This is a genomic window from Mesorhizobium sp. M7A.F.Ca.CA.003.01.2.1 (assembly GCF_003998945.1).
Taxonomy (GTDB): domain Bacteria; phylum Pseudomonadota; class Alphaproteobacteria; order Rhizobiales; family Rhizobiaceae; genus Mesorhizobium; species Mesorhizobium ciceri.
Map to the genome: position 1 here is coordinate 1 of NZ_RZRA01000210.1, position 6,664 is coordinate 6,664.

General features: G+C 64.7%; 8 protein-coding genes and 1 pseudogene. 2 read left to right on the forward strand and 7 right to left on the reverse strand.

What is annotated here, in order from left to right:
• The 4 genes from EN969_RS11245 to EN969_RS11260 all read right to left on the reverse strand — a co-directional run.
• Positions 1-363 (reverse strand): pyridoxamine 5'-phosphate oxidase family protein (locus tag EN969_RS11245; protein ID WP_164758218.1); only part of this gene is annotated, 363 nt, incomplete at its 3' end.
• A 31-nt stretch (positions 364-394) separates the two neighbouring features.
• Complete coding sequence (locus tag EN969_RS11250) at positions 395-1,570, reverse strand: CaiB/BaiF CoA-transferase family protein (RefSeq protein WP_063168871.1); 1,176 nt, start codon at positions 1,568-1,570, stop codon at positions 395-397.
• A gap of 7 nt (positions 1,571-1,577) precedes the next feature.
• Positions 1,578-2,339, reverse strand: coding sequence for a 3-hydroxyacyl-CoA dehydrogenase (locus EN969_RS11255; protein ID WP_027162200.1), 762 nt, complete (start codon positions 2,337-2,339; stop codon positions 1,578-1,580).
• Between the two features lie 60 nt (positions 2,340-2,399).
• Positions 2,400-2,936 (reverse strand): N-acetyltransferase, encoded by a 537-nt coding sequence (locus EN969_RS11260; protein WP_013529917.1) that lies wholly within the window; start codon positions 2,934-2,936, stop codon positions 2,400-2,402.
• Positions 2,937-3,210: 274 nt separating this feature from the next.
• On the opposite strand from EN969_RS11260, the gene EN969_RS11265 reads away from it, so the two are divergent.
• Complete coding sequence (locus tag EN969_RS11265) at positions 3,211-4,203, forward strand: glutathione S-transferase family protein (protein WP_063168870.1); 993 nt, start codon at positions 3,211-3,213, stop codon at positions 4,201-4,203.
• A 1-nt stretch (position 4,204) separates the two neighbouring features.
• Here EN969_RS11265 and EN969_RS11270 read toward each other — a convergent pair whose 3' ends face one another.
• Positions 4,205-4,699 carry an NUDIX domain-containing protein gene (locus tag EN969_RS11270; RefSeq protein WP_063168869.1) on the reverse strand — a complete coding sequence of 165 codons (495 nt, stop codon included), beginning with the start codon at positions 4,697-4,699 and terminating at the stop codon, positions 4,205-4,207.
• A 53-nt stretch (positions 4,700-4,752) separates the two neighbouring features.
• Between EN969_RS11270 and EN969_RS11275 the strand changes: the two genes are divergently transcribed.
• Positions 4,753-5,676: a metallophosphoesterase gene (locus EN969_RS11275; protein WP_013529920.1), complete on the forward strand. Its 924-nt coding sequence runs from the start codon at positions 4,753-4,755 to the stop codon at positions 5,674-5,676.
• On the opposite strand, the gene EN969_RS11280 is transcribed toward EN969_RS11275, so the two are convergent.
• A complete protein-coding gene (locus tag EN969_RS11280) occupies positions 5,660-6,277 on the reverse strand; it encodes a hypothetical protein (RefSeq protein ID WP_063168868.1) in 618 nt (205 codons plus the stop codon). The genes EN969_RS11275 and EN969_RS11280 overlap by 17 nt on opposite strands.
• 113 nt (positions 6,278-6,390) lie before the next feature.
• Positions 6,391-6,664 (reverse strand): annotated as a pseudogene (locus EN969_RS11285) (alpha/beta hydrolase); the annotation flags it as partial.

The window sequence follows — 6,664 nt, forward strand, 5'->3', positions numbered from 1 at the left end:
GTGATTGAGGTAACGGCGCTCGGTGCGGGCGTGTTCGGCCGATCCGCGCTCGATCCTTACCGCCTGGCAGACCAGTGTCAGGCGCGGGTGCGCCAGCGGGTCGCCCTTGCCTGGTTCGCCGAGCAACAGGGAACAGCGCGGGTCGGCAAGCAGCGCGCCGGTGTGCGCCGAAAGCATCGACACCAGGATCAGCGGTGCGCCGTCGATGTCGGTGGCCACGCCAACCCTGCTGGCCAGCGGCGAGCCGGTTTGCGGTTCGATCACCGCCAGGGCGCCAAAGCGGGCGCTGCGCAGAAGCGTCTTCGCCAGCCGGATCGCTTCGGCGTCCGTCTCACGGATCACGTCCTTCTTCGGGTCGTCCAAGGCAGCACCGCAGTAAGTTGATTTTTGTTCTCTAGTTATCGGTCAGCAAGCCGGATTTGACAAGGTCGTCGATCTCGGCTTTCGCAAAGCCGAAACGTGCCAGCGTTGTCGACGGCAACAAATCCTCATCGCCGGGCATAGTGGCCAATGTCGGTTGCGAACTCGAGAAACGCGGGGCCGGGGCCGGGCGCTCAAATGCACCTGCCGTCACAGAGGCGTTGCGTGCCCGATTGTGCGGGTGGTGCTTTGCCTCTTGCAGCGACAGAACGGGTGCAACGCAGGCATCGGTTTGCGCGAACAACCGGTCCCAGTCGTCGCGTGGTTTCTGCCGGATCCGATCGGCAATGGCGGCGCGCATCGGCGGCCACAGGGCCTTGTCGTACTGGCCGGATGCAAAGCACTCGTCGAGCGGCAGCAGCCTCGCGAATTCGGCGAAGAATTGCGGCTCGAGACAACCGATGGCGATATGACGTCCGTCCGACGTCTCATAGGTGTCGTAGAACGGGGCGCCGGAATCGAGCAGGTTCGCGCCACGCTTGTCGCTCCACAAGCCGGCCGCCATCAAGGCGTGCAGGGGCACCGCCAGCATCGAGGCGCCATCGACCATCGCGGCGTCGATAACTTCACCCTTGCCCGTGCGCGAACGTTGGAACAGGGCGGCCAGCACACCGGCAATCAGCATCATGGCGCCACCGCCATAGTCTGCAACGAGGTTGAGCGGCGTGACGGGACGGCCGCCGGCATGGCCGATGGCGTGCAGCACGCCGCTATAGGCGAGGTAGGTTATGTCATGGCCGGCGCGGCCGGCGAGCGGACCGCCCTGGCCGAAGCCGGTCATACGGCCGTAGATCAGCGCCGGGTTACGCACCAGCACCGTTTCCGGGCCGAGGCCGAGCCGTTCCATGACGCCCGGGCGAAAGCCTTCGAGCAACATGTCCGCCTTTTCGGCAAGGCGCAGCAACAGATCGGTGCCTTCACGGCGCTTCAGGTCGAGGCGCAGCACGGCGCGGCCATGGCGGTCGATGTTATACTCATCCGGCAGCGGCAGGAGCTGGCTCGTCCCCGCCCGTTCGATGCGCAACAGTTGCGCGCCCATCTCCGACAGCATCAGGCCGGCCAGCGGCACGGCGCCGAGCCCGGCCATCTCGATCACCTTCAGCCCGGTCAGCGGACCGGTTTTAGCGGCAGCGGACAGGCCGGCGCTCATGACCGGTTTATTTCGGCGCCATGCGAATGGCGCCGTCGAGGCGAATGGTCTCGCCGTTCAGCATCTGGTTCTCGATGATGTGCAGGGCGAGAGCGGCATATTCGGACGGTTCGCCCAGGCGCGACGGGAACGGCACGGCGGCGCCCAGTGAATCCTGCACCTCTTGCGGCATGCCGGCCATCATCGGCGTCTTGAAGATGCCGGGAGCGATGGTGCAGACGCGGATGCCGGAACGGGCAAGGTCGCGCGCCACCGGCAGCGTCATGCCGACGACGCCGCCCTTGGACGCCGCATAGGCGGCCTGCCCGATCTGGCCATCATAGGCGGCAACCGAAGCGGTGTTGACAATGACGCCGCGCTCGCCGCCCGGCAGCGGCTCGAGCTTCGACGCGCGTTCGGCGACGAGGCGGATCATGTTGAACGTGCCGATCAGATTGACCTCGATCACCTTGCGGTACTGATCAAGCGGATGGGGACCATCCTTGCCGATCGTCTTCACACCGATGGCGATGCCGGCGCAATTGATCAGGATACGCGGCTCGCCAAGCTTGGCGGCGACGTCGGCGAGGGCAGCAGTCCCACTGTCGGCGCTGCTGACGTCGCATTGGACGGCAATACCGCCGATCTCGGCCGCGACCTTGACCGCGCGGTCAATACCGACATCGAAGATGGCGACGCGGGCTCCCTTGGTGGCCAGCGCGCGCGCCGTTGCCTCGCCAAGGCCGGAGCCGCCGCCGGTGACGATCGCGATCTGGCCGTTCGGGTTCATGACGTCATCCTTTGATCTCAGGAACAGTGGACGGATCAGGCGCCAGATCGATGGGAAAGGTCAAGCCATCGCCGCGGTAGGATCGGTCACCCTGGCCTGATCGGCGTGGCAGACCTCGCCCAAGAGCCTGGCGACCGCGCCCGGCGCGATCTCGTGCGACAGCAGCCGGTCGAGGTCGACGGGGCGCGGCATCGAAATCTGGCCGCGCGGAATCCGCTTGAAACCGAGCGGCCCGTAATAGGGCTCGTCACCGACCAGCATGACGGCAGGTGCGCCGGCCCGGGCAGCGGCCTCCAGCGCGATCGCCACCAGCCGGCGGCCGATGCCGAGATTCTTGAAGGCCGGCCGCACGGCGAGCGGCCCGAGCATCAATGCGCGGCCGGCACCGGCGGCGATGCGGGTCATGCGCACCGAGGCGACGACGATGTCGCCATTGACGGCGACAAAGGACAGCGAGCGCTCGTGCCCTCCGGCCTCACGAATCTTGTAGGCGGCCAGCACAAAGCGGCCGGGCCCGAAGGCTTCGTCGTTGATGGCTTCGATCTCGGGGTCGTGCGCCGGGGTTTCCGGCAGGTATTTCACGTCGGCAAGGCTCATGGTCTTTGCGGTCCGGTACAAGGAGGAAAGGTTGCTGCAAACGGCAGCATTCGCCAGTCAGCGCTTCATCAAGCGCGGGCGCCCTTTCGTCGTCGGTCAAACCGGATCAAAGCAAAGTCGAACATGCGGATTGTCCGCTAGCATCAATTTCCCGCCGCTGCAATCGGCCGTTTCTGTCCGTCATTTCGGCCAAGTGACGGTCTGTTCAGCACCTGACGTCTTCGACAGGGCAGCCTTGCGCCTACATCAACCAACAGGACGCAAGGAGATTCGCATGGGATTGCTGGTCGAAGGAAGATGGCAGGACCGCTGGTACGATACGGCGGACAATGGTGGCAGGTTCGTGCGGGCGCAGTCGCAATGGCGCGACTGGATCACCGTTGGCGGGGCGCCTGCCGAAGGCCGGACGCGCGGTTTCAAGGCCGAGCCCGGCCGCTATCACCTCTATGTCTCGCTTGCCTGTCCGTGGGCCCACCGGACGTTGATCTTTCGTGCGCTGAAGAAGCTGGAGGGCATCATATCGGTGTCCGTGGTGCATCATTTCATGGGCGCCAACGGCTGGACGTTCGTAGCTGAGGACGGCGCCACGGGCGACACGCTCTACGGCCTCGACTTCCTGCACCAGATCTATGCCAAGGCCGATCCCGCCTATTCGGGCAGGGTGACTGTGCCGGTGCTGTGGGACAAAAAGGAGCAGACCATCGTCTCCAACGAGTCTTCCGAAATCATCCGCATGCTGAATTCAGCCTTCGATGATTGGGGCGACGCCAGCTTCGATTTCTATCCGAAGGCGTTGCGCGGCGAGATCGACCGCATCAATGCGCTGGTCTATCCCGCCATCAACAACGGCGTCTATCGCGCCGGCTTCGCCACCACGCAACGCGCCTATGAAGAGGCTTTCGGCGAGCTGTTTTCGGCGCTGGATACGTTGGAGGAGCGACTGGCAAAACAGCGCTATCTCGTCGGTGGTCGTATCACCGAGGCCGACTGGCGGCTGTTCACCACGCTGGTGCGCTTCGATCCGGTTTATGTCGGCCATTTCAAATGCAATCTGCGCCGCATCGCCGACTACCCGAACCTGTCCAACTATCTGCGCGATCTCTATCAGGTCCCTGGCGTGGCCGGGACGGTGAACATGCATCACATCAAGGCTCATTATTACGGCAGCCACCAGACGATCAATCCGACGCGGATCGTGCCTGTCGGACCGGATCTCGATTATGCCGCACGGCATGACCGGGCCCGCTTCGAGAAAGCGGCGGCCTGACCTACCAGTAGGGCGAGGGCTGCTCGCCGTCAAAAACCTCGGCGATCCGGCGCAGCGTCGCCGGCGTCGTGCCCCGCGGCAAGCGGTCGAGCGGGAAGAAGCCGGCTTCGGCGATCTCGTGGTCCGGCAGCTTCGGCGCCGTCTGGCTGAAATGCTCGAGCAGATAAAGGCCGACATGATCGCGGCGGCTGGAGCGGCGGTTGAAATGCATCGATTTGAGCACCGGCGGGGCGGTCAGTGCGATGTTGCCTTCCTCGGCCAGTTCACGGGCCAGCGCCTCGTTCATCGTCTCGCCGACTTCGACGCCGCCGCCGGGAAGCTGCCAGCCCGGTACATAGGTATGGCGAATAAGGAAGACGGATCTGGACGCTGTGTCGTGGATCAGGCCGCGCACGCCAAGCGTCATCGGCCTCCGCAGCACGAAATAGAGATGGAACAGCCTGGCCCTCAACCCTGGCCAGCCGGTCTGGCGGAAGGCATCTTCAGGGCTCGTCATTGATAGCGAAACCGTGGGTGGAAAGCCGCGCGCGGGTCGCCTATGAAGGTTGTATGTTCAGGCTCGCGCATATTTCCGATGTCCATCTGGGGCCGCTCCCCGATGTATCCTATCGCGATCTCGCCTCCAAGCGCGTGCTCGGCTATGTCAACTGGCAGCGCAACCGCCGCCGCCATATGCATGATGCGGTCATTGACACGATCGTCGCCGACATCAAGGCGAACACGCCTGATCACCTCGCCGTCACCGGCGACCTGGTCAATCTGGCGCTCGACGGCGAGATCGAGATGGCCAGGCACTGGCTGGAGACGCTGGGGCCGCCGCATGATGTTTCGGTCGTTCCGGGCAATCACGACGCCTATGTGCCAGGCGCCTTCGACAAGGTCTGCCGGTCCTGGGCGGCGTGGATGAGCGGCGACGGCGTCAACACGCCGGTCGACCGCAACGCCTTCCCCTATCTGCGTGTACGCGGCAATGTCGCGCTGATCGGCGTCTCGACGGCGCGCGCCACGGCACCCTTCATGGCCAATGGGTTTTTCATGGAAGGCCAGGGGGATAGGCTCGGCAAAATCCTCCAGGACACTGCCGGACAGGGGCTGTTCCGCGTCATCATGATCCATCATCCGCCGGTGCGCGGCGCGGTCCCGCAGCACAAGCGGCTGTTCGGCATCGCCCGCTTCAACAAGATCATTCGCCGCCATGGCGCCGACCTTGTGCTGCACGGCCATTCGCATCTGCCGTCGCTGTTCTTCATCGGCGGTCGAGGCGTCAGGATCCCGGCGGTCGGTGTCGCTGCCGCCGGCCAGGCGCCGGGTGGCAAGCACCCGGCGGCGCAGTATAATCTGTTCGACATCGACGGTGAAAAGGGAAACTGGCGGATCCGGCTGACACGGCGCGGCCTGACCGGGCCGTCCATACCGCCATCCGATCTGCAGACGGTGGAGCTTGGCGCCGAGGCCGCTATGGCCGCAAATTGACAACCATGGCCATGATGCGGTCCCAGAACAGGACGACCGACACCACAAGGCCGACCAATGCGCCGGCAGCGACCAGGCCAAGCCCGGACAGAAGGGCCGACCAGCGTTTGCCGCGCTCCGTCGCGCGCAGCGGCGGTTCGGCTTCTGGCACATACGCACGTTTCAGGCCGGCGACGGCGGGTTCGACGCCGCCTTCCAGCATCCTCTGACGCTCGACGATGCGCTCGGCGACATAGCGCGTCACGGAATCGGCAACCGATTTCATCTCAGTGGATTCGGCAAGCACCACCCGGCCGATGCGGGTGTCCTTGAGGAAGCGATAGGTGCGGCGGTCGCGCCCCATGGCGACATGGCTGATGGCGTCGATCCACAGGCGCGGCTGCAAGCCGGACGAGACGACAAAGTCGAAATTGTCCATGTCGGCCGGAACATCGGCAAAAACCGGCGCCAGCTCGGCGGCAAGCAGATCGAGGCGCATGCGATGCGCCTCGCGCATGTCGACGACGACATCGTCGCGGTCGGCGAAGGCATTTTTGACATCACGGATGGCATCGGACAGTTTCTTCGACTGGTCGATGGTCTTCTCGCCTGCTTCCTTCATCGGCGTCTGCCTCGTGGGTTTGGTTAACACTGGGTTAACACAGCCGCCGGCAAAATGCACTGGCGAGATCGACGGCGTCGGGGTGCTCAGGAGGGTCGTCGTGCGCGAAAAGGTCAGCTGGCTGCGGCGGCGAATTTCTGGCGGTGCGGCCTGGCGCGGCGGCTGGTGTTGCGGCGAATGATCTCGGCAACGAGGTCGGGTGCTTCCTCGGCCAGCATATGGCCCGCCTCCAGCACGTGGTGCACGTGAAAATGCGCCGGCAGGTCATCCGCCTGGGTAAAGGGCAGCACCGCATCGCTGGTTCCCCATGCCACCATTACCGGCATGTTCAGCCGATCGAGGCGATCGTGCGGGATGACGCCTTGCCGATCGTCCACGGTCATGGCG

What these genes read in the sequence shown, in the direction of transcription:
- EN969_RS11250 (WP_063168871.1), bottom strand. Translation starts at nt 1,570, where the DNA reads ATGAGCGCCGGCCTGTCCGCTGCCGCTAAAACCGGTCCGCTGACCGGG.
- EN969_RS11255 (WP_027162200.1), bottom strand. Translation starts at nt 2,339, where the DNA reads ATGAACCCGAACGGCCAGATCGCGATCGTCACCGGCGGCGGCTCCGGC.
- EN969_RS11260 (WP_013529917.1), bottom strand. Translation starts at nt 2,936, where the DNA reads ATGAGCCTTGCCGACGTGAAATACCTGCCGGAAACCCCGGCGCACGAC.
- EN969_RS11265 (WP_063168870.1), top strand. Translation starts at nt 3,211, where the DNA reads ATGGGATTGCTGGTCGAAGGAAGATGGCAGGACCGCTGGTACGATACG.
- EN969_RS11270 (WP_063168869.1), bottom strand. Translation starts at nt 4,699, where the DNA reads ATGACGAGCCCTGAAGATGCCTTCCGCCAGACCGGCTGGCCAGGGTTG.
- EN969_RS11275 (WP_013529920.1), top strand. Translation starts at nt 4,753, where the DNA reads ATGTTCAGGCTCGCGCATATTTCCGATGTCCATCTGGGGCCGCTCCCC.
- EN969_RS11280 (WP_063168868.1), bottom strand. Translation starts at nt 6,277, where the DNA reads ATGAAGGAAGCAGGCGAGAAGACCATCGACCAGTCGAAGAAACTGTCC.